Here is a 19,921-nt window from a genome sequence, read left to right as displayed (position 1 = left end):
ATTCACCGCCATGTCATCTTTGGTCCGGTAAATATCCCCGCCGGAGGCTCCGGCAAGGCATCAGGCACCAGCGGCGGCTATTTACGCGCCAGCTTGGCCGATTTCTGCACCAGCATCTTGCGGCGCAGAGGCGACAGGTGATCGACATAAACGCGCCCGTTCAGATGGTCGATCTGATGCTGCACCGATACCGCCCACAAACCGACGAAATCGCGGTCCTCGACCTCGCCCTGATCGTTCAGAAACCGCACTGTCACCGCGCGGGGGCGGGTGATGCTGGCGGATACGCCGGGCAAATTCGGGCTGGCCTCGTCATGGGCGCGCATCTGAACCGAGGCGTGCAGCACCTCGGGGTTGGCCATGCGCACCGCCTGCCCCCGCTTGTCCGAGGCATCGACCACCGCCAGCCGCAGCATGATACCGATCTGCGGCGCGGCCAGCCCGACGCCGGGCATGGCCTCCATCGTGTCGATCATGTCATCCCAGATCATCCGCACGGTTTCCGTCACCGCCTCGACCGGATCGGCGGGGCGGTGCAGGCGGCGGTCGTCATAGGGCAGAAAGGGGCGCACGCTCATGGCAGGTAATCCAGAACAAGACGCCCTTCCAGATGATCGAACTCATGCTGCGCGATCCGCGCGGGCATCCCCTGCAAGGCGCGGCTGATGCACATGCCGTTCAGATCATAGAACAGGATCTCGATCCCCGTCGGGCGCGATACCATCACCGGCTGACCGGGGATCGACAGACATGCCTCCTCGGCCTCGTCGCAGACGGTGGATCGCATGATGATCGCCGGGTCCAGCATCAGCACCGGATCGGGCCGCCCCTCTTTCCAGCCCGCATCCATGACAAAGGCCCGGCGCGACACGCCGATCTGCGGCGCGGCCAGCCCGCGCCCCTGCGCGGCATACATGGTGGCGAACAGATCGCCCGCCAGTTCCATCAGCGCCTGCCCATCCAGATAGCCGACAGGCTCGGCCCGCGACCGCAGCAGCGGATCGGGGTGCATGACAATCGGGCGAACCTTGCCGGGCGGCAGGCCATCAGGCGCGGGCTTGGTCACGTTTCAGCTTTACCATCTTGCGGGTTATCATCTGCCGCCGGATGGCCGACAGATGGTCGATGAACAGGATGCCGTTCAGGTGATCCAGCTCGTGCTGCGCACAGGTGGCCCACAGGCCGTCGAATTCCTCGGAATGGGTGGCGCCGTCCAGACCCAGCCAGCGCAGCCGCACCTGTCTGGGCCGGGTGACGCTGGCATATTGGTCGGGGATCGACAGGCAGCCTTCTTCATAGCTGTTCAACTCGTCGGACAGCCAGTCGATTTCCGGGTTCACCAGCACCATCGGGCGCGGCGATGCCTCGGGGTCTTTGGTGGCGTCCATCACAAAGACGCGCAGGTTCACGCCGACCTGCGGCGCGGCCAGCCCGACGCCGGGCGCGTCATACATCGTGGCCAGCATATCCGCCGCCAGGGTTTCCACCTCGGGCGTGATACGGGCCACCGGGTCTGCGACCTTTTTCAGCCGCGGGTCGGGATGGATCAGGATCGGGCGCAATGTCATGGCCGTGATCTAGGCCAAGCCTTGGCCATAAGCAACAATCCCCCTAAACAAGATCAACCAACAGCGGAGACCAGACATGAGCCAGCCCGATTTCGACCTGCCGATCAACCGCGTCGGCACCGGATGCAGCAAATGGGACGATATGCAGCAAATCTATGGCGTCGCACCCGACGACGGCATCGCCATGTGGGTGGCCGACATGGATTTCCGCCCCCCCGCCGCCGTGCAGCGCGCGGTCGAAAAAATCGCGGCTCATGGCATTTATGGTTATCCGGGGGCGAACGCGGCCTATACCGATTCGATCCGCTGGTGGATGCAGACCCGCCACGGCTGGGCGGTGCAACCCGACTGGATTCTGTCCACGCACGGGCTGGTCAACGCCACCGGCATCGCGGTCGAGGCATATACCCGACCCGGCGACCGCGTGGTGCTGATGACGCCGGTTTACCACGCCTTTGCCCGCATCATCCACGCCGCCGGGCGCGAGGTGGCCGAGCTGCCGCTGGCCCTGCACGACGGGCAGTATCGGATGGATTTCGAGGCATGGGACGCGGCGATGACCGGGCGCGAAAAGATGCTGATCCTGTGTTCGCCGCACAACCCCGGCGGCCGCGTCTGGTCGGCGGATGAACTGCGCGCCACCGCCGATTTCTGCCGCCGCCACGACCTGATTCTGGTCAGCGACGAAATTCACCACGATCTGGTCCTGCCCGGCGCCCCGCGTCACAGCGTCACCGCTCTGGCCGCGCCTGACATTGCCGACCGGCTGGTGACGCTGTGCGCCGCAACCAAGACCTTCAACATCGCCGGGGCGCATCTGGGCAATGCGATCATCGCCGATCCGGCCCTGCGCCGACGGTTTCAGGACCGGCTGGCAGCCTTGGGTATCTCGCCCGGTCTGTTCGGCCCGGATATGGTCGCCGCCGCCTATTCCCCCGAGGGCGCGGCATGGGTCGATGCACTGATGCTCTATCTCGATGGCAACCGCCGCATCTTTGACGCGGCGGTGAACGCCATCCCCGGCCTGCGCGCGATGCCGTTGCAGGCGACCTATCTGGCATGGGTGGATTTCAGCGGCACCGGGATGGAGCGGGCCGAGTTTACCGCCCGCGTCGAACAGGCCGCCCGGATCGCGGCGAACCACGGACCCAGCTTTGGCCTGGGCGGCGACAGCTTTTTGCGGTTCAATCTGGCCACACAGCGCGCCCGCGTCGAACAGGCCGCGCAGCGCCTGCAAGACGCCTTTGCCGACCTGCAATGAGACGGCTGGCCCGGCTGTTTTCCGCCCTGACGCTGGCGCTGATCGCGGTGGCGGTCTGGCTGTTGTGGCTGGCGCCGGGGCCGCGCCCGCTGCCCGTGCCGCCATTGTCACCGTCACCGCCGCTGACCGGGCAGATCGACCGCATCACCATCGACAAATCCGACCGCCGCATGACCGTGTGGCGGGGTGGGCAGCCGGTGAAAACCTATGCCGTCGCGCTTGGCTTTGCGCCCTTGGGCGACAAGGCCCGGCAGGGCGACGGCAAAACCCCCGAGGGCGTGTTCCGCATCGACCGCCGCAACGACCGTTCGGCCTATCACCTGTCGCTGGGCATCGACTATCCGCAGGCCAGCCACCGCGCGGCGGCGCGGGCGGCGGGCGTGGACCCCGGCGGCGACATCTTTATCCACGGCCAGCCCAACCAGCGCCCGCCGGGCGAGGTGCTGCCGGGCGACTGGACCGCCGGCTGCATCGCCATATCCGACCACGACATGCGCGAGGTCTTTGCCGCCACCCGCATCGGCACCACCGTCGAAATCCGGCCATGAGCGCGGCACCGGAAATCAACGCCCGATTCTGCGCCGCAAGGCCGGGGCGAATCGGTTAAGCCGGGGCAGAAAGGACCAGCCATGACCGACCTGCCCGACCCCGCCACCCTGTATCGCGCCCTGATCGCCCGCGACCCCGCGTTCGAGGGGCGGGCGCTGGTCGGCGTCACCTCGACCGGGGTGTTCTGCCGCCTGACCTGCCCGGCGCGCAAGCCGCGCCCGGAAAACTGCCGCTGGTTCGGCACTGCCGCGCAGGCCGCTGCCGCCGGGTTCCGCCCTTGCCGGCGCTGCCACCCCGGCCAGCCGCAGGCGGCGGGCGATCCGCTGGTGGCGGGGCTGGTCGCACGGCTGAACGCCGATCCCGCGCGGCGCTGGTCCGAGGCGGACCTGAGCACGGCGGGGCTGGACCCTTCGACGGTGCGCCGCGCCTTTCACCGCCACTTTGGCCAGACATTTCTGCAATATGCCCGCGCCCTGCGCCTGCGCGCCGGAATGCGGGCGATGACGAAAGGATCACGCATGATCGACGCACAACTGGACGCGGGCTTTGATTCGGCCTCGGGGTTTCGGCAGGCGTTCGCGCGGCTGTTCGGCCATCCTCCGCATGAATGGCGCGCGACGGCCGACCTGCGCGCCGACTGGATCGACACCCCTTTGGGCGGGATGATCGCCATCGCCGATGATTCGGCCCTGCATCTGCTGGAGTTCACCGACCGCAAGGCGCTGCCCACGCAATTGCGGCAGGTCTCGCAGGCGGCGGGCGGGCGCATCGCCCTTGGCCGCACCGTCATCACCGATGCGACCGAAGCGCAGCTGGCCGCCTTTTTCGCCGGACGTCAGGCGCAGTTCGACCTGCCGCTGGCGCTGCTGGGGACGCCGTTCCAGCAACGGGTCTGGCAGGCGCTGCGCCAGATTCCGGCAGGCCAGACGCGCAGTTACGCGCAACTGGCCCGCGATCTGGGCCAGCCGACCGCCACGCGCGCGGTGGCGGGGGCGAATGCCCGCAACCGCATCGCCATCGTGATCCCCTGCCACCGCGTCATCGGTGCCGATGGCCGCCTGACCGGCTATGCCGGGGGGCTGTGGCGCAAGGAAAAGCTGATCGAAATCGAATCCGCCTATGCCTGATCCGGGCGCAAAAAGCGCCTGCGGGGCTTGACGTGGCGGGTCGGGGCGTATATCCACCCGCGAACGGAATTTCCGGGCGCTGCCTCGCGGCGCCCTTTCACATTGGCGGCAGCCGGTCCAAGGCGGTGCCCGCCCGCTGCAACGAAGGAACAAGATCATGTCGCGCGTTTGCGAACTGACCGGCAAAGGGCCGATGACCGGCAATAACGTCAGCCACGCCAACAACAAGACCCGTCGCCGGTTTCTGCCGAACCTGAACGACGTGACCCTGCTGTCGGAAACCACGGGCCAGTCCTATTCGCTGCGGATTTCCGCTGCGGCGCTGCGCTCGGTCGATCACCGGGGCGGTCTGGATGCGTTTCTGGCCAAGGCCAAGGACGACGAACTGTCGCCCCGCGCCCTGAAGATCAAGCGCGACATCGCCAAGGGCGCTGCCGCCTGATCCTTGCCACGGCAGGATCGCGATAATCACCCCGCCTGCCCGGCGGGGTTTTCGCATCTGCGTGTAGGCGATTGCGCAGGCGGGCAGGTGGTGCCTTAATCGGCGGCATGATTCGTCTGGTCCACTCTGCGCTGATCCTGATTCTGGTCGTGACCGGTGTTGCGCTTGGGTCGGCGCGTGGCCAGGCGCAGATGGCCGGGCAGATCGTGATCTGCGCCGGCAGCGTGACCATCCGCATCGCGGTGGACGATCAGGGCCAGCCGGTCGAACAGAACCACTTTTGCCCCGATATGGCGCTGTCCCTGCTGGCGGCGGTCGCGCCTGCGGATGAGCCGCAACGCCTGCTGCCGCAGCTTCGCCGCATGGACTGGGCCATCTGGTCCCACAACAGCCAATCCCGCGACATCCCGCCCCACAACGCCCGTGACCCGCCATTTACCCTGTCATAACCCCTCTGACCTTTTCCGTTAACGACAGGATAACACCATGAAAACCCTGACTTTCGCCGCCGTTATGGCGCTTTTCCCCGTGGCTGCGCTGGCCCATGACGCTGTGGCGGTCGAAAATGCCTATGCCCGCAGTTCCAACCCGCAGACCGGCGCGGCCTTTATGCTGCTGGACAATCACCATGACGTGGCCTGCACCCTGAGCGGCGCCACCTCGGATCTGTCCGAACGGACCGAGCTTCACACCCACCGCGAGGTGGATGGCGTGATGCAGATGGTGCAGATCGAGGGTGGCATCACCATCCCCGCCGGTGAAACCCATCTGATGCAGCGCGGTGCCGATCACGTCATGTTCCTGGGCCTGCACGAACCGCTGAGCGATGGCGATACGGTCAAGTTCACGCTGGATTTCGGCGATTGCGGAACGGTTGATGTCGAAACCACGGTGGACAACGCCCGCTAGCCGGATGCGCCCGCCGCCGCGGCGGATAGTCCCACCGGGCACTGACCGCCCTGCCCATGCGGCCCGCCGCGCTCAGCGATGGCGGGCCGCGATCCGCGCGATCAGCGCCTGCACCGATGGCCCCAGATGCGCCGCCAGCAGCGCGGCCCCCTGCGCCGAAGGATGCACCCCATCCGCCAGCAGATAGGCCGCCCGGTCGCCGTCGGGCAAAGCCGTGATCGGCGCATACAGATCGGGCAGCAGCAGCGCATCATGCCGCGCGGCCAGCCGGGGCCAGATCGCCGCCCACTCGGCCCGCCGCGCCCGGTCGCGGATCGGCGCGTCGATCCCCACCAGCAACAGCGGACGCCCGCCCCGGCCCGCGCGGGTCAGGATCGCGTCAAGGTTGGCCTCGGCCCGGCTGGCGGACCAGCCCATCAGCAGGTCATTGGCCCCCAACTCGACGATCACCCCATCGGCCCCGCCGCGCAGCGCCCGGCCCATGCGGACACGCCCACCATAGGTGGTGTCGCCCGACAGGCCGTGGTTGATGATCCGCGCGGGCGTGCCCGCCTGCGCCAGCCAGTCTTGCAGTTGCGGCACCAGCCCATAGCCCTTGGCCAGACCAAAGCCCTGAGTCAGGCTGTCGCCCAGCATCACGATGCGCGGCCCGGCCCCGGCTGCGCGGGCGGCACCGGCACCGACGCCTCCCGCCCAAGGCAGCGCCGCCATACCCGCCAGAACCGCCCGCCGCGCGATCATGGCGCACGCCGCAGCCGCAGGGCATTGGTGACGACAAAGACAGATGACAGCGCCATCGCCCCCGCCGCCAGCATCGGCGACAGTTGCGGCCCGCCAAAGGGCACCAGCACCCCCATCGCCACCGGGATCAGCGCGGTGTTATAGGCGAAGGCCCAGAACAGGTTCTGCCGGATATTGCGCATCACCGCGCGGCTCAGCCGGATCGCGCGCACCACGCCGGACGGATCGCCCGCCGACAGCACCGCATCCGCCGACTCGATCGCGACATCGGTGCCGGTGCCGATGGCAATGCCGGTATCGGCGGCGGCCAGTGCGGGCGCATCGTTGATGCCGTCACCCACAAAGACGCTGCCCACCCCCATGGCGCGGATCTGATCCAGCTTGCCTTCGGGCAGGACACCAGCGGTGATCTGGTCGATCCCCAGCCGCGCCCCCACCGCCTGCGCCGTGGCCGGAGTGTCGCCAGAGATCATCGCCGTGCGCAGGCCCAGATCGTGCAGGCCGCGGATCGCCGCCGCCGCATCGTCGCGCACCGGATCGGCCAGTGCCATGGCGGCGATATGGGTGCCGTCAACGGCCAGATGCACCGGAGTCGCCCCCTGCCCGGCCCAATCATCGGCCGCGCGCAGCAGGTCGGGGGCAGCGGCCACACCCGCCTGCTCTAGCGCGGCAAGGTTGCCGATCAGCAGCGCCTGCCCCTGAACCCAAGCGGTCAGGCCGCGCCCTGCGGTGGCGGTCACATCCTGCGCCGGGGGCAGCTCCAGCCCCTGCGCCGCCGCGACGATGGCGGCGGCCAGCGGGTGTTCGGATTGCGCTTCCGCCGCCGCCGCCAGCCGCAGCACCTGATCGCGCGACCAGCCCGGCGCGCTGCGCAGATCGGTCAGCGCGGGGGCGCCCTGAGTCAGAGTGCCGGTCTTGTCAAAGGCCACCACCCTGGCTTGGGCCAGCCGTTGCAGCGCGTCACCGCGCCGGAACAGGATGCCCAGTTCCGCCCCCCGCCCGGTGCCGACCATGATCGAGACCGGCACCGCCAGCCCCATCGCGCAGGGGCAGGCGATAATCAGCACCGATACGGCGGCCACAAAGGCCTCGGCCAGACCGGGGCCAAAGGCCAGCCACAGCGCAAAGGTCAGCGCGGCCAGGGCCATCACCGCAGGCACAAAGATGCGGGTGATCCGGTCCACCAGCGCCTGCACCGGCAGCTTGGTCGCCTGCGCCTCCTCGACCAGCGTCACGATGCGCGACAGCACCGTATCGCCGCCGGTCGCGGTGACGCGCATCACCAGCGCGGCAGAGCCGTTGACCGTGCCGCCCGTCACCGGATCGCCGGGGGCTTTCGTCACCGGCACGGGCTCGCCGGTCAGCATCGCCTCGTCTATGGTGCCGGTGCCGTCGGTGATCTCGCCGTCCACGGCCACACGTTCGCCGGGGCGCAGGCGGATCAGATCGCCGGGCATCAGATCGGCGGCGGGCACGGTGACGGGCTGGCCATCGCGCAGCAGCGTGGCGGTGTCGGGCGTCAGCCCGATCAGGTGCCGGATCGCGGCACCCGCCTGCCCGCGCGCCCGCGCTTCCAGCCAGCGGCCCATCAGGATCAGCGTGACGATGACCGCCGCCGCCTCGAAATAGACATGGCGCGCGTCGGGGGGCAGCAGGCCCGGCGCCAGCGTCACCAGCGAGGAATAGGCAAACGCCGCCCCGGCCCCAAGCGCGACAAGGCTGTTCATTTCGGGGCCGCCGCGCAGCAGGGCGGGGATGCCATGGGCAAAGAACAGCCGCCCCGGCCCGGCCAGAACGGCCAGAGTCAGCAGCATTTGCAATATCCACAGCGGGTGTTCGCCCACCGCGCCATGCAGCCAGTGGTGAAAGGCCGGAACGGCATGGCCGCCCATTTCCACGATGAACACCGGCAGCGTCAGCACCAGCGCGATCAGAAAGCGGCGGCGCAGGCTGGCGGTTTCCTGCGCCTGCGCGTTGGCGGTATCGCGCCGCGCGCCGGGCTGGCGCAGCGCCGCCGGATAGCCCTGCGCCGTGACGGCATCGGCCAGTGCCTGCGGGTCGCCCCCGGCGGCATGGGTCACGCGGGCGCTGCCGGTGGCAAGGTTGACCACGGCGGCCTGAACGCCGGGCTGCGCCTTTAGCGCGCGCTCGACCCGGCCAGAGCAGGCGGCGCAGCTCATCCCCTCGATGGTCAGAAAGCTGTCCTGCGTGGGGGCGGGGTCAGCGGCGAAAGATGGTGTGTTGGTCATGGGGTCGTCCTGTCGCAAAAGCCGGTATCACGGGGTTGCGGTCGGGACAGGGTGGCCCCTGCGGTCGCTGTGGCACATGCTGCACAAGCCGCGCCACCGGCGGCGGCAGGGTCAGGCGCTGCGGATGACCGGGGCGCATCGGATCACGCGCGGCAGAGGAGGCCGTTTGCCGCGCCAGCCGCCGCCGCGCGCCCTGATGGCAGCGGCAACCACGCCCGCCCCGGCCCCGGCACAGATGCGGGGCACGCGTGGCGTGGCGGCGCGGGCAGCGATATGGCGATGCGCGGTCCATCCCTTTCAGATGTGCGCGCCGCCCCGCCGCGTCAAGGGAAACCCGCCGACGCCCCACCGATGACGCGGGATTGAGTTGCGCGCCACCCGCCGCACCGTATAAGCATGGGCAAAATTTGTGATAATACCGGGAATTTGACGATGAAACGCCGCCATATGCTGTCGCTTGCCCTGCCGCTGATCGCCGCGCCCTCGCTGGTCTGGGCGCAGGCCGCAACGCCGGCTGCCGCCACGCGCGACCCCTATGCCCCGACCGAGGTCGCCATCCGCGAGGATTTCCCGGTCGGCGCCATCGTCGTCGTCAGCCGCGATTTTTACCTGTATCACGTCGTCGCGCCGGGCCGGGCGATCCGTTACGGGGTGGCCGTGGGCCGCGACGAACTGGTGTGGAAGGGTCAGGCCACCGTCGGCCGCAAGGTCGAATGGCCCAGCTGGCGCCCCACGAACGAGATGATTAAACGCAACCCCGCCGCTTATGAGCGTTACAAGGACGGGATGCCGGGCGGGCCGCGCAACCCCCTGGGCGCGCGGGCGCTGTATCTGTATGACGCGCAGGGCCGCGACACCGCCATCCGCATCCACGGCACGACCGAGCCGAACTCGATCGGGCGCGCGGTCTCGAACGGGTGCCTGCGGATGCGCAACGAAGCGGTGATGAGCCTTTACGATCAGGTGCCCGTCGGCACGCCGGTCTGGGTCTATTGATCCGGCCTTGCGCGGAATTTCCCTGACTTCGGTGGCGGACCCGGCCTTGGCCGGGTTCGATGCCATCATCGACGTGCGCAGCCCGTCGGAATATGCCCAGGACCACATCCCCGGCGCAATCAACCTGCCCGTGCTGTCAGATCAGGAACGCGCACAGGTCGGCACGATTTACAAACAGGTTTCCCCGTTTGACGCGCGCAAGCTGGGCGCGGCGCTGCTGGCCGCCAATGCGGCGCGCCATCTTGCCGGGCCGCTGGCCGGGCATCCGGGCGGGTGGCGGCCCTTGGTCTATTGCTGGCGCGGCGGGCAGCGCTCGGGTGGGTTCGGTGTGATCCTGTCGCAGATCGGCTGGCGTGTGGGCCGGATCGAGGGCGGTTACAAGACATGGCGGCGGCTGGTGGTGGACCGGGTGCAGAACCTCGGCGTGCCTGCGCCGGTCATCGTGCTGGACGGCAACACCGGGTCGGCCAAAACCGAGGTGCTGGCCCGGCTGGCCGCCGCTGGCGTGCAGGTGATCGACCTTGAAGGTCTGGCCAATCATCGCGGATCACTGTTTGGCGCGATGCCGGGCGGTCAGCCGGGGCAAAAGCTGTTCGAGGGGCGGCTGGCCTGGGCGCTGGAACGGCTGGACCCGGCGCGCCCCGTCGTGTTCGAGGCCGAAAGCAGCCGCATCGGCGCGCTGACCGTGCCGCGCAGCGTCTGGCAGGCGATCTGCACCGCGCCGCGCATCCGCCTGTCGGTGCCGCTGGCCGAGCGTGCCCGCTTTACCGCCGCCACCTATGCCGATGCGGCGACGGATGCGCCCACAATCATCGACCGCTTGCGCCCTCTGCACCCTGCCGAGCGGATTCAGGAATGGCTGGAGCAGGCTGATGCCGGCGACTGGACCGGGCTGGCCCAGGGGCTGATGCGCGACCACTATGACCCGCGCTATGAACGCCACCGCGCCCGTTTCGGCAACCGCGACCGTGCCGTGGTGTCGGTGGAACGGCTGGATGATGCCGGGCTGAACCGCGCCGCCGATCAGATCGCAGGTGTGATTGCGGGGGGATAACGCAGCAGCGGTGCGTTTTGGGGCCAACGCCACACGGGGGGCTGTCTGCCCCCCGACGCCGCGTTCCGCGACGGCCCGGCCCCCAAGGGGCCGTGCGTTCGTCGGGAAAAAGGTCCGCCGGACCTTTTTCTGATCCTCCTCACCCCCCCGAGGATATTTGCAGACCAAAGATGGGGCGCGGTTATGCGCCGTCGCGCAGCATCCGGCGCAGCAGCTTTTCCAGCTTGGCCGCACCCAAGGGGGCCATTTCCTTGGTGTGATCGTGGCTGATGTTTTCGTCTGACAGGCCCGCGCCCATATTGGTGATGACCGATATGGCCGCGCAGCGCAGGCCCAGAAAGCGGGCAAGGATGATTTCCGGCACGGTGGACATGCCCACCGCATCCATCCCCAGCACCTGTGCCGCGCGGATTTCTGCGGGGGTTTCGAAGGACGGCCCCGAAAACCAGCCATAGACGCCCTGCGGCAGCGCCACGCCTTCGGCCCGCGCGGCATCGCTCAGCGCGGCACGCAGGCCGGGGTCATGCGCCTGCGTCATCGGCACAAAGCGGGCGTCGCTCGGCTCGCCGATCAGGGGGTTGGTGCCGGCAAAGGCGATATGGTCGGACAGCAGCATCAGGCTGCCCGGCGGCATATCGTGCCGCAGCGATCCGGCGGCATTGGTCAGGATCAGCCGGTCGCAGCCAAGCGCCGCCAGCACTTGCAGCGGCAGGCGCATCGCATCGGGGCGGCCGGATTCGTAATAATGCGCCCGCCCGCCGAACACCGCCACGCGTCGCCCTTCCAGCAGGCCGATGACCAGTTGCGGCACATGGCCCGACACGCCTGCATGGGGAAAGCCCGGCAGCTCGTCATAGGGGATGGCGACGCCATCGACCGTGCCCGCCAGATGCCCCAGCCCCGACCCGAGGATCAGCCCGTATTCCGGCGGCTGATCGCCTGCGCGGGATTGGATCAGGCGGGCCAGATCAACGCTCTTTGACATAGGGTTCTCCTCCGGCGCGGGGCGGAATGGCGCGGCCGACAAAGCCCGCCAGAATGATGACGGTCAGGACATAGGGCAGCGCGCTCATCACCATTGAAGGGATGGTGACAAAGCCCAGATCCAGCACCTGATAGCGGATCGCAAGGGCTTCCAGCAGGCCGAACAGGAAGGTCGCCCCAAGCGCCGCCCATGGCCGCCATTTGGCAAAGATCAGTGCCGCCAGCGCGATAAAGCCGCGCCCGGCGGTCATATCCTTGACGAAACCGGCGTTCAGCCCGGTGGCCAGATAGGCCCCGGCGATCCCGCACAGCACACCGCAGATCATCACCGCCGAAAAGCGCAGCCCGGCGACCGATACGCCCGCCGTATCGACCGAGGCCGGGTTTTCCCCCACCGCCCGCAGCCGCAGGCCAAAGCGGGTGCGATACAGCACCCACCACGTCAGCGGCACCATCAGCGCGGCGGCATAGACCAGCACCGTATGCCCGGAAATCAGCTCGGCATAGATCGGCCCCAGAACCGGCACCGGGCGCAGGATTTCAACCAGCGGCAGGGTGATTTCGCTGAAACGCGGCATGGTGGTCAGCGCGGTGACGGTTTCGGGGCCGACGATCCCGCCCAGCCAGTCACGGAACGCGCCCGCATTGGCATCCAGTTCCGCCCCCGGCGTCAGCGAGGGCGTGCGCCCGCCCAGCCCAAAGATACGCTGCCCCAACAACACGGTCAGCCCGGCAGCCAGAAAATTGATCGCCACCCCGGAAATCAACTGGTTGCCGCGAAAGGTGATCGAGGCCAGCCCATGCACCAGCGACAGCAGCAGCGCCCCCAGCACCCCTGCCATCAGCCCCAGCCAGACATTGCCCGTCACCGCCGCCACCGTAGCCGAGGCAAAGGCGGCCATCAGCATCTTGCCCTCAAGCCCGATGTCGAACACGCCCGCCCGTTCGGAATACAGCCCGGCCAGACAGGCCAGCAGCAAGGGCGTCATCAGCCGGATCGAGGAATCGAGAATTTGCAGAATCGTGGCGAAATCCATCACGCCCCCCGTTTCCGGCGCAGCGCCATGAACACCCGTTCCAGCGGCATCCGCACCATATTGTCCAGCGCGCCGGTGAACAGGATGACCAGCGCCTGAATCACCACGATCAACTCGCGCGGGATCTGGGTCCACAGCGCCAGCTCGCCCCCGCCCTGATACAGAAATCCGAACAGCAAGGCGGCCAGCAGCACGCCAAAGGGATGGTTGCGCCCCATCAGCGCCACGGCGATGCCGATAAAGCCCGCGCCCTCGACGTTGTTCAGGACCAGCCGCTCGGCCTCGCCCATGACGTTGTTGATCGCCATCAGCCCGGCCAAAGCCCCCGAAATCAGCATGGCGATGACGGTGATCCGCACCGGGCTGATCCCGGCATACAGCGCGCCGGGTTCGGATTTGCCAAAGGCGCGGATCTCGAAGCCCAGACGGGTGCGCCAGATCAGCAGCCAGACCAGAACGCAGGCGGCGACAGCAATCAGAAAGGTGATATTGACGGGCGTATTCCGGCCCCACGCGATACCCACCTGGGCCAGCATCTCGCTGATCTTGGGCAGGTGGGTTTCCGCCGGAAAACGGGCCGAGGCCGGGTCCATGCTGCCCACGGGGCGCAGCACGTTCACCAGCAGATAGTTCAGCACCGCCGCGGCGATAAAGTTGAACATGATCGTGGTGATAACGATATGGCTGCCACGCCGAGCCTGAAGCCAGGCCGGAATCAGCGCCCAAGCCGCCCCGAACAGCGCCGCCCCGACCATGGCGGCAGGCAGGGCGATGCCCCAATGCGGCCAGGGAAACGCCAGCAAGACCAGCGCCACGCCCAGCCCCCCCATCGCGGCCTGCCCCTCGCCGCCGATGTTGAACAGCGCGGCGTGATAGGCGACCATGACGGCCAGCCCGGTAAAGATGAAATTGGTGGCGTAATACAGCGTAAAGCCCCAGCCATAGCTGGACCCAAGCGCACCCGTCACCATGGTTTTCAGCGCCTCATACGGGCTTTCACCGATGGCCAGAATGACCAGCGCGGAAATGGCAAAGGCCAGCAACAGCGAAATCAGCGGCGTCAGGATCACATCGGCCCATTTCGGCATCTTTTCCATCACGGGGCCTTTCGTGTCTTGCCGCACGCCACAGCGCCGCCGGGCACCACCGCGCCGCAGCCAGGCTGCGTCTTTCGTTTATAAATATCCCCGCCGGAGGCATCCGCCCGTGCCATCAGACCTGCCCCCCGACATTGGGCGCGTCGCCCGTCACACCGGCCATCAACAGGCCCAACTCGCCCGCCGAGGTCTGGCCGGGCAGGCGTTCGCCCATGATCCGGCCGTCGAACATCACCGCGATGCGGTCAGACAGGGCCATGATCTCGTCCAGTTCGACGCTGACCAGCAGCACCGCCTTGCCCGCGTCGCGCAATTCGATGATGCGCTTGTGGATGAACTCGATCGCGCCGATGTCCACGCCGCGCGTGGGCTGGCCGATCAGCAGCAGATCGGGGTTGCGCTCGATCTCGCGGGCGCAGACGATCTTTTGCTGGTTGCCGCCGGAAAAATTGCGCGCCGCCAGATCGCAGCTTGGCGGGCGGATGTCAAAGCGTTCGATCTTGCCCACCGCATCGGCGCGGATGGCCGCGCGATCCATGAACAGCCCGCTGCTATAGGCAGGATCGTCGTGATAGCCGAAAGCGACGTTTTCCCATGCGGCAAAATCCATAATCAGCCCCTCGACCTGACGATCCTCGGGGACATGGCCGATCCCGGCGCGGCGACGGCTGCGGGCATCGGCGCCGCGCCCGCTCAGCGGCAAGGGCTGGCCGTTCACCTGCACCGCACCACCGATCTGCGCGCCTTTTTCGGGAAAACCGCCCAGGATTTCCAGCAGTTGCGTCTGCCCGTTGCCGGAAACCCCGGCGATCCCCAGCACCTCGCCCGCGCGGATGTCAAAGCTGATGCCGCGCAACCGTTCCACGCCATCGGCATCGGTCATGCGCAGATCCTGCACCTGCAAGATCGGCGCGCCGGGGCTGGCGGGCCGTTTATCGACATTCAGCAGAACCTTGCGACCGACCATCATCTCGGCCAGTTCTTCGGGGCTGGTGTCGGCCGTGCGCACATGGCCGACCATCTCGCCCCGGCGCATGACGGATACGTTATCGGTGATCTCCATGATTTCGCGCAGTTTATGCGTAATCAGGATGATGGTTTTCCCCTCGTCCCGCAGCCCGCGCAGGATGCGGAACAGGTGATCCGCCTCGGCGGGGGTCAGCACGCCGGTGGGTTCGTCCAGAATCAGAATATCGGCCTGCCGATACAGCGCCTTGAGGATTTCCACCCGCTGCTGATGGCCGACCGACAGTTCCTCGACCAGCGCATCGGGATCGACGTTCAACTGATATTCAGCCGCCAGATCACGCAGCGCCCCGCGCGCCTTGGACAGCGAGGGGCGCAGCAAGGCGCCATCCTCGGCCCCCAGAATGATGTTTTCCAGAACGGTAAAGTTCTGCACCAGCTTGAAATGCTGAAACACCATGCCGATGCCCGCGCGGATCGCGGTCATGGAATCGGTAATGCTCAGCGGCTGGCCGTTCACCAGAATTTCACCGGCATCGGGTTTATAGAACCCATACAGAATCGACATCAGCGTGGATTTGCCCGCGCCGTTTTCGCCGATGATGCCCTGAATCGTGCCTCTGGGCACGGCAAGGCTGATGTCGCGATTCGCCTGAACCGGACCGAAAGCCTTGGAAATACCGCGTAATTCAATGGCATATGGGGCGGCCGATGCTGGCCGCCCCTGTGCCGAATGTCCGGCTGCCGCCATAGGTCAGCTCACCGGGCAGAGGTTGTCGGCCATGTAATCATGCACCTTGATTTCACCGTCGATGATCTTGGCCTTGGCCTCGTCCACGGCGGCCTGCATCTCGGCGCTGACCAGATCGCGGTTATTGTCGTCAACGACCACGCCGACGCCATCGACCGACAGATCCATGACCTTGATCCCCGGCTCGACCGCCTCGGCGCCGCCGGTAAAGATGTTATAGACGGCGTTATCCACCTGCTTGACCATCGAGGTCAGCACCTTGCCCGGATGCAGGTGATTCTGGTTGCTGTCCACGCCGATGGACAGGATGCCTTCGTCGGCGGCGGCCTGAAGGATACCGATGCCGGTGCCCCCCGCCGCGGCATAGATCACGTCAGCGCCCTGCGATTTCTGCGCGCGGGCCAGTTCGCCACCCTTGACCGGATCGTTCCATGCCGCAGGCGTGGTGCCGGTATAGTTGACGATCACCCGGCCATCGGGCCGCGTCGCCTTGAAGCCCTGCGCATAGCCGCATTCGAATTTGTGGATCAGCGGCACATCCATCCCGCCGATAAAGCCGACGGTCCCGGTTTCAGACGCCATCGCCGCCATCACGCCCGCCAGATACGACCCCTGCTCTTCGGTAAAGACGACCGATTGCACGTTGGGCTGTTCCACCACCATATCGACGATGACGAATTTCGTGTCGGGATAATCGGGCGCGATCTTGTTCAGCACATCGCCAAAGGCAAAGCCGGTCATCACGATCGGATTGGCGCCGGTTTCCGACAGGCGGCGCAGGGCCTGTTCCCGCTGCGCCTCGGACTGCATTTCCAGTTCCTTATAGGTGCCGCCGGTTTCATCGGCCCAGCGTTTGGCACCGACATAGGCAGCCTCGTTAAAGGATTTGTCGAACTTGCCGCCCAGATCAAAGATCAGCGCCGGTTCAGCCAGCGCGGCACCCGAAGACAGCGCCAAGACCGCAGCCCCGCCCAGCAGCCGGAATTTCATCATCGCCATAGCGATACCTCACCTGTTTTTGGCGGGCGACTCTGCCCGCGTGACCATGGGATTAGGGCGCAAGCGTCCATGACGGTCAACCGGATTCTTGGTCTTGACGCAGCATCATCGGGCGTATTTGCCGGGCTTTTTCAGCAAGATGCGTCTTTGAACAGCGGCTTGCGCAGCACCAGGGCATCCAGCCCCGGCCCGTAATAGCCGCGCCGCCGCCCGGCATCGCCCCAGCCATCCGCCGCATACAGCGCCCGCGCGGCGGTATTATCCGACGCCACCTCTAAAAACGCCTCATCCGCGCCGCGCTGTGCAGCGGCAAGGGCAAAGCCGTGCAGCAGCGCCCGGCCCACGCCCTGCCGCCGCATTTCAGGCGGGACGGCGACGGTCAGCAACTCGGCCTCGCCTGCGATGGCGCGGCCAATCAGAAAACCGCCGCGCACCAACAGCAAAAAGGCCCCCGGCGCGGACAGAACATCGGATATTTCGTCGGCATTCCATGGCCTTGGAACGGTAAAGCAGCGGGCGTGCAGCGCGGCCAGATCAGCGGGCGTCACGTCAGGATCACCGGGCCGGAATCGCGCGCAGGGGCGGCATCGGCGGGGCGCAGATACAAGGGCGCGGGCGGCGGACCGGGGTTGTCGCGCCGGGCCGCGGCGATCCGGGCGATGGCGACGGGCAGCGCAAAGGCGGGCGCGGCCACCTGCCCGCCACAGGCGGCAGCGATGCGGTCGGCACCATGGCCGACGCACAGCGGCCGGGCCTGCGCGGGAATGGCGGGCAGGCTGTGCAGATCACACAGCACCGGCGGCGCGTCGCCGGCATCAAAGACCTGAACATACAGCCGGTCCTGACGCGCATCGGCACTGGCCACGACCACGCCGGGCAACCCATGGCGCAGCGCCTGCAACGTGGTGACGCCGACGGTCGGCACCCCCAGCGACAGCGCCAGCCCGCGCGCGGCGGCCACGGAAATGCGCACGCCGGTAAAGTTCCCCGGCCCGATACCGACGCCGATCACATCCAGATCGGCCCAGCCCTTGCCCGCATCCGCCAGCACCTGTTCCAGCAGCGGAAACAGATGTTCGGCCTGACCCTTGGCCATATCCTGATGCGCAGCGGCCAGCACCCGGTCGCCCGACAGCAAAGCGGCCGCGCAATGCGCGGCCGATGTGTCAAAGGCCAGAACCAGCGGCTCAGGCAACGGGGCGCACCTCGACCACTTCGGGGATATAGTGGCGCAGCAGGTTTTCGATGCCCATTTTCAGCGTCAGCGTGGACGAGGGGCAACCGGCGCAGGCCCCCTGCATATGCAGATAGACGATGCCGCGATCAAAGCCGTGGAAGGTGATGTCGCCGCCATCCTGCGCCACGGCGGGGCGCACGCGGGTATCCAGCAGCTCTTTGATCTGGCCGACGATTTCCGCATCCGGGCCGCTGTGATCGGCGTGCCCGCCGGTGGCGGCGGCCCCTGCCGCCCCCTCGATCACCGGGGCGCCGGACTGGTAATGATCCATGATCGCGCCCAGAACCGGCGGTTTCAGGTGATCCCAAGGCGTATCGTCGCCCTTGGTCACAGTCACGAAATCAGCGCCCAGAAACACGCCCGTCACACCCGGAACCGCAAAGATGCGGCTGGCCAAGGGCGAGGCGGCGGCGGATTCCACCGTCGGAAAATCGGCGGTGCCCTGCGCGCCCAGCACGGTTTCGCCGGGCAGGAATTTCAGCGTCGCGGGATTGGGCGTGGTTTCGGTCTGAATGAACATCGGCGGCTCCTTTGTTGCCCTCATATGGGGGGCGGCCGGGGCGGGGTCAAGCGGCCCTAGCTGATCGCTTCAAGCCGGTCCTTTTCCAGATCGCCCGGCACCAGCGTGATCGGTGCCGACAACATGCCGACATCGCGCAACAGCCGGCTGACCACCGGGTTCTGCGCCCCTTTGTCGCTGGCCATGCCCAGCACGATGACGCCGATTTCGGAATCCTCGGACAGATAGGCGATCAACTGATCGGCGGGGTCGCCTTCACGCACGACCAGTTCGGGTTCGACGTTTTTTTTATCGCGCATCCATTTGGCATAAACGTCGAAATGCGCCTGAATCCGTTCCATCGCCTCGGCCCGCATGACATCGGCGACGCCAAAGCCGTGCTGGATTTCGTCGGGGCGGATCACCGACACCACCACCACACCGCCCCCCGTGCGCGAGGCGCGCATCGCGGCATAGCGGATCGCGTTCAGGCATTCGCGCGAGTCGTCCAGAAGCACCATAAACTTGCGCATCGTCCCTCATATCCCGGCCATCAGGCGGTCAGAGTGGCGGATGTGTGCCATTCCTGCAAGCCTTTCCTGCCGCCGGTCCCCGCCGGGGTTTCCAAGCGATATTTACTATGTTACCCGAAAATCGGCTTTTCTGCACGTCAGCAACCCCGGATCAGGCAGTGACAATTCACCAGGACTGGAACAGAAGCAACGCGGCCAAGGTTGCGGCCCTTGCCCCCCCTCTGGTTTCCGGGCTTGACGCCGAATCCCTGCTGCCTGCCAAATCCGTCATGCCACTGGGCAAGCGGCTGTTCGACATCGTGGCATCGGTCATCCTGCTGATTCCGCTGTCGGTGGTGATGCTGGTCATCGCCATCCTGCACAAGCTGATCGAGGGTGGCCCGCTGCTGTATCGCGCGCAGCGGATGCGCGCGCCGGGTCAGGCCTTCACGCAGTTGAAATTCCGCACCATGATCCGGGACGAGGCCGATTTCGGCGCGACCGGCGCGCACAAGAACTGGCGCATCACCCCGTTCGGCCATTTCCTGCGCCGCACCCGGATCGACGAACTGCCGCAACTGTTCAACATCCTGCGCGGCGACATGAGCTTTGTCGGCCCGCGCCCGCCGCTGCCGGAATATGTCGAACGCTTTCCGCTGCATTATGCCCGCGTGCTGCGCTGCCGCCCCGGCGCGACCGGGCTGGCAACGCTGATCTATCACCGGCACGAGGACAAGATCCTTGCCAACTGCCGCAGCGCCGAGGCGACCGAGGCCGCCTATTACCGCCGCTGCCTGCCCGCCAAGCTGAAGATCGACAGCATCTATCAGGAACAGCGCACCCTGGGCATGGACCTGTGGATCATCTGGAACACGGTCAAGGTGGTGGTGCTGCGCGACGAACGCCCGCGCCGCCACCGCTGATCCTTGCCCGCCCGATGCCC

Annotated in this window: 23 protein-coding genes; 9 read left to right on the top strand and 14 right to left on the bottom strand. The window is 67.1% G+C overall.

Going from position 1 to position 19,921, the window contains the following annotated elements; genetic code table 11:
- Positions 1 to 77 precede the first annotated feature (77 nt).
- The 3 genes from def (Q4G14_RS00365) to def (Q4G14_RS00355) are packed head-to-tail and all read right to left on the bottom strand — an operon-like array spanning position 78 to position 1,568.
- Positions 78 to 578, bottom strand: coding sequence for a peptide deformylase (gene def, locus Q4G14_RS00365; protein ID WP_303359729.1), 501 nt, complete (start codon positions 576 to 578; stop codon positions 78 to 80).
- Entirely contained in the window at positions 575 to 1,066 is a 492-nt protein-coding gene (def, locus tag Q4G14_RS00360; protein ID WP_303359728.1) for a peptide deformylase, read from the bottom strand. Before def (Q4G14_RS00360) ends, def (Q4G14_RS00365) begins: the two co-directional genes overlap by 4 nt.
- Positions 1,047 to 1,568, bottom strand: a complete 522-nt coding sequence (gene def, locus Q4G14_RS00355; protein WP_303359727.1) for a peptide deformylase — start codon at positions 1,566 to 1,568, stop codon at positions 1,047 to 1,049. The genes def (Q4G14_RS00360) and def (Q4G14_RS00355) overlap by 20 nt, the downstream gene beginning before the upstream one ends.
- Before the next feature lie 76 nt (positions 1,569 to 1,644).
- Here def (Q4G14_RS00355) and Q4G14_RS00350 point away from each other — a divergent pair, with 76 nt between their 5' ends.
- The 6 genes from Q4G14_RS00350 to Q4G14_RS00325 all read left to right on the top strand — a co-directional run bounded on the left by Q4G14_RS00350 (position 1,645) and on the right by Q4G14_RS00325 (position 5,856).
- Entirely contained in the window at positions 1,645 to 2,829 is a 1,185-nt protein-coding gene (locus Q4G14_RS00350; RefSeq protein ID WP_303359726.1) for a MalY/PatB family protein, read from the top strand.
- The gene (locus tag Q4G14_RS00345; protein ID WP_303359725.1) at positions 2,826 to 3,377 is read left to right on the top strand and encodes a murein L,D-transpeptidase family protein; all 552 of its coding nucleotides are present in this window, start codon (positions 2,826 to 2,828) and stop codon (positions 3,375 to 3,377) included. The genes Q4G14_RS00350 and Q4G14_RS00345 overlap by 4 nt, the downstream gene beginning before the upstream one ends.
- Positions 3,378 to 3,458: 81 nt before the next feature.
- Positions 3,459 to 4,505, top strand: coding sequence for a bifunctional transcriptional activator/DNA repair enzyme AdaA (locus tag Q4G14_RS00340; protein ID WP_303359724.1), 1,047 nt, complete (start codon positions 3,459 to 3,461; stop codon positions 4,503 to 4,505).
- A gap of 157 nt (positions 4,506 to 4,662) precedes the next feature.
- Positions 4,663 to 4,947, top strand: a complete 285-nt coding sequence (gene rpmB, locus Q4G14_RS00335; RefSeq protein WP_303359723.1) for a 50S ribosomal protein L28 — start codon at positions 4,663 to 4,665, stop codon at positions 4,945 to 4,947.
- A gap of 107 nt (positions 4,948 to 5,054) precedes the next feature.
- Complete coding sequence (locus Q4G14_RS00330) at positions 5,055 to 5,396, top strand: hypothetical protein (protein WP_303359722.1); 342 nt, start codon at positions 5,055 to 5,057, stop codon at positions 5,394 to 5,396.
- Positions 5,397 to 5,433: 37 nt separating this feature from the next.
- Positions 5,434 to 5,856, top strand: coding sequence for a copper chaperone PCu(A)C (locus tag Q4G14_RS00325; RefSeq protein ID WP_303359721.1), 423 nt, complete (start codon positions 5,434 to 5,436; stop codon positions 5,854 to 5,856).
- Positions 5,857 to 5,928: 72 nt separating this feature from the next.
- Here the strand turns inward: Q4G14_RS00325 and Q4G14_RS00320 are convergent, their stop codons facing one another.
- Together Q4G14_RS00320 and Q4G14_RS00315 are read right to left on the bottom strand one after the other, a co-directional pair.
- On the bottom strand, positions 5,929 to 6,597 hold the full coding sequence (locus Q4G14_RS00320; protein WP_303359720.1) for a GDSL-type esterase/lipase family protein: 669 nt from the start codon (positions 6,595 to 6,597) through the stop codon (positions 5,929 to 5,931).
- Positions 6,594 to 8,846, bottom strand: coding sequence for a cation-translocating P-type ATPase (locus Q4G14_RS00315; RefSeq protein WP_303359719.1), 2,253 nt, complete (start codon positions 8,844 to 8,846; stop codon positions 6,594 to 6,596). The genes Q4G14_RS00320 and Q4G14_RS00315 overlap by 4 nt, the downstream gene beginning before the upstream one ends.
- 432 nt (positions 8,847 to 9,278) lie before the next feature.
- On the opposite strand from Q4G14_RS00315, the gene Q4G14_RS00310 reads away from it, so the two are divergent.
- Together Q4G14_RS00310 and mnmH are read left to right on the top strand one after the other, a co-directional pair.
- On the top strand, positions 9,279 to 9,842 hold the full coding sequence (locus Q4G14_RS00310) for a L,D-transpeptidase (protein ID WP_303359718.1): 564 nt from the start codon (positions 9,279 to 9,281) through the stop codon (positions 9,840 to 9,842).
- A gap of 16 nt (positions 9,843 to 9,858) precedes the next feature.
- Positions 9,859 to 10,896, top strand: coding sequence for a tRNA 2-selenouridine(34) synthase MnmH (gene mnmH, locus Q4G14_RS00305; RefSeq protein ID WP_303359899.1), 1,038 nt, complete (start codon positions 9,859 to 9,861; stop codon positions 10,894 to 10,896).
- Positions 10,897 to 11,077: 181 nt separating this feature from the next.
- Here the strand turns inward: mnmH and Q4G14_RS00300 are convergent, their stop codons facing one another.
- The 9 genes from Q4G14_RS00300 to Q4G14_RS00260 form a co-directional block, all read right to left on the bottom strand.
- Positions 11,078 to 11,881 (bottom strand): purine-nucleoside phosphorylase, encoded by an 804-nt coding sequence (locus Q4G14_RS00300; protein ID WP_303359717.1) that lies wholly within the window; start codon positions 11,879 to 11,881, stop codon positions 11,078 to 11,080.
- Positions 11,865 to 12,917 carry an ABC transporter permease gene (locus Q4G14_RS00295; protein WP_303359716.1) on the bottom strand — a complete coding sequence of 351 codons (1,053 nt, stop codon included), beginning with the start codon at positions 12,915 to 12,917 and terminating at the stop codon, positions 11,865 to 11,867. Before Q4G14_RS00295 ends, Q4G14_RS00300 begins: the two co-directional genes overlap by 17 nt.
- Entirely contained in the window at positions 12,917 to 14,014 is a 1,098-nt protein-coding gene (locus Q4G14_RS00290; protein WP_303359715.1) for an ABC transporter permease, read from the bottom strand. Before Q4G14_RS00290 ends, Q4G14_RS00295 begins: the two co-directional genes overlap by 1 nt.
- A gap of 115 nt (positions 14,015 to 14,129) precedes the next feature.
- Positions 14,130 to 15,731, bottom strand: coding sequence for an ABC transporter ATP-binding protein (locus Q4G14_RS00285; RefSeq protein ID WP_303359714.1), 1,602 nt, complete (start codon positions 15,729 to 15,731; stop codon positions 14,130 to 14,132).
- 3 nt (positions 15,732 to 15,734) lie between these two features.
- On the bottom strand, positions 15,735 to 16,730 hold the full coding sequence (locus Q4G14_RS00280; RefSeq protein WP_303359713.1) for a BMP family protein: 996 nt from the start codon (positions 16,728 to 16,730) through the stop codon (positions 15,735 to 15,737).
- 131 nt (positions 16,731 to 16,861) lie between these two features.
- Complete coding sequence (locus tag Q4G14_RS00275) at positions 16,862 to 17,278, bottom strand: GNAT family N-acetyltransferase (RefSeq protein WP_303359712.1); 417 nt, start codon at positions 17,276 to 17,278, stop codon at positions 16,862 to 16,864.
- Positions 17,275 to 17,925, bottom strand: a complete 651-nt coding sequence (gene tsaB, locus Q4G14_RS00270) for a tRNA (adenosine(37)-N6)-threonylcarbamoyltransferase complex dimerization subunit type 1 TsaB (protein WP_303359711.1) — start codon at positions 17,923 to 17,925, stop codon at positions 17,275 to 17,277. The genes Q4G14_RS00275 and tsaB overlap by 4 nt, the downstream gene beginning before the upstream one ends.
- A complete protein-coding gene (locus Q4G14_RS00265) occupies positions 17,918 to 18,487 on the bottom strand; it encodes a NifU family protein (RefSeq protein WP_303359710.1) in 570 nt (189 codons plus the stop codon). The genes tsaB and Q4G14_RS00265 overlap by 8 nt, the downstream gene beginning before the upstream one ends.
- A 56-nt stretch (positions 18,488 to 18,543) precedes the next feature.
- The gene (locus Q4G14_RS00260) at positions 18,544 to 18,999 is read right to left on the bottom strand and encodes a universal stress protein (protein ID WP_303359709.1); all 456 of its coding nucleotides are present in this window, start codon (positions 18,997 to 18,999) and stop codon (positions 18,544 to 18,546) included.
- 269 nt (positions 19,000 to 19,268) lie between these two features.
- On the opposite strand from Q4G14_RS00260, the gene Q4G14_RS00255 reads away from it, so the two are divergent.
- Entirely contained in the window at positions 19,269 to 19,901 is a 633-nt protein-coding gene (locus Q4G14_RS00255) for a sugar transferase (protein WP_303359708.1), read from the top strand.
- Positions 19,902 to 19,921 lie beyond the last annotated feature (20 nt).

The organism is Paracoccus sp. (in: a-proteobacteria) (genome assembly GCF_030538755.1).
GTDB lineage: Bacteria > Pseudomonadota > Alphaproteobacteria > Rhodobacterales > Rhodobacteraceae > Paracoccus.
Note: the sequence above shows the minus strand (reverse complement) of the source record. Positions and strands in the feature narration are given on the sequence as shown.